We start from the raw sequence: 1,457 nt of genomic DNA on the forward strand, positions 1-1,457 counted from the left end.
GCTTCAACCTCGTCGTCAGCGAGGACAGCTTCCTCTACACCTCAATCACACGCGAGCGCAAGGCGAAAAAATCCTCCAAGAACGAATAGCACGACCTGAAGGAGGTACGACAAATGACGAGGGAATCGAGCACCTGACGAAGAAATTCCTGCCCACCCTCAAAGACAACCTATACGCAAACGCATTCCAACTGTTCGGCGCGACCACAGGCGAGATGCTCGCCTACTACGAGCGGGAGAAGAAGCCCTTCACCCCTCCCCCGAGCGTGCTTGGTGCAGGCACGCGGACAGCGACGGATAGCACAGCACAGACGAAGAACAAAGACGCAGAGTGGTGCTCTGTGGAGGATTTGCAGGCGTTGTGCGGCAAAAAAGATGCGCTAAGATGGCGGTGCTGAATTTATCAGTTTTTCCCTAATTGAAAGGAGCGATTCATCATGAAAACACGATTCTTTGGATTCCTCTCTGCCGCCCTCTTCGCGGTGGGCATCCTCCTCGGTGCGCCCGGTATGGCATCCGCCCACGGCATGACCTATTGGGAGGCGACACTTGTTCCGCCCGGTGAGGTTGCAGGCGGACCGAATCAGTTGGAGCCGCGCAAAAGCACACTCTCTGATGCCGTGCGGATCATCACCGACGCAGGAATCGAAGTCGACTGTCAGGTGAAAGAGTTCACGGGCGACGGTCTGCGTTTTGTCACCTACAGCTTCGACGGTGCCGAACACTTCATCTTTCGTGCCGTCACAGGTGCCAAGAACACACGCGACGCCGATGAGCTGACCATCACGAGCTATGACCTCATGGGAGAGAGCCTCCGCACCCTCGGCGGACTCCATGTCGGAAAGAGCTACGAAAGCCTCGAGGAGATGTACGGCGAACCCTCCTTCTCCGAGACGAACGACGAGGGACTCACCGCCTGCACCTATGCGTTCGATGACAAAGCCGCCGAACTCACCTTCGACGTCGACGACGACGGCATCATTCAGGCGATCCACTTCCGCACGGAGATCTGAAGAAGCACTTGAAATAAGGCTATACTATGCGTACAAAGATATGAGGATGGCAGTTCTGCCACCGAGCACCAACAAAACGCCCTGCGGCTTTAGGCACCGCAGGGCGTTCGTGCGCTTTCGCAGCTTAGGCTTGCTGTTAGGCGCAGAGATATTTAGCTGTCGCGACATTTCCATCTCATTCACGCACTTCATGCTCCAACGCGATGATCACCAGATCCTCAAACGCCTCCTCAAACTGCCTGCGCTTCCGCTCCTTGTTCCGCTTCCACGGCTGTTGAAGCTCCCGTATGCGTTTACGCACCTCTTCTCTGTGCGCCGCCTCATCCTCACTGAGATTCTGATACCTCCATCCCGACGGATGGATCGCATATGCCCCCTTATCGAGGACAAACCTTGCCAAGCCGAAATCCTGTGTCACCACGATGTCCCCCGCACAGCAGCGATT

The 1,457-nt window shown here is 56.1% G+C and carries 2 protein-coding genes and 1 pseudogene; 2 read left to right on the forward strand and 1 reads right to left on the reverse strand.

Annotated elements, in window-relative coordinates; translation table 11 throughout:
* Together AXF19_RS14675 and AXF19_RS02650 are read left to right on the forward strand one after the other, a co-directional pair.
* A pseudogene (locus AXF19_RS14675) lies at positions 1-397 on the forward strand (hypothetical protein); the annotation flags it as partial.
* Between the two features lie 39 nt (positions 398-436).
* Positions 437-1,012, forward strand: a complete 576-nt coding sequence (locus AXF19_RS02650; RefSeq protein WP_066844669.1) for a hypothetical protein — start codon at positions 437-439, stop codon at positions 1,010-1,012.
* 175 nt (positions 1,013-1,187) lie between these two features.
* Here the strand turns inward: AXF19_RS02650 and AXF19_RS02655 are convergent.
* On the reverse strand, positions 1,188-1,457 hold a 270-nt coding region (locus AXF19_RS02655; protein WP_172837349.1), incomplete at its 5' end, for a DUF188 domain-containing protein.

Source organism: Selenomonas sp. oral taxon 126, assembly GCF_001683335.1.
Taxonomy (GTDB): domain Bacteria; phylum Bacillota; class Negativicutes; order Selenomonadales; family Selenomonadaceae; genus Centipeda.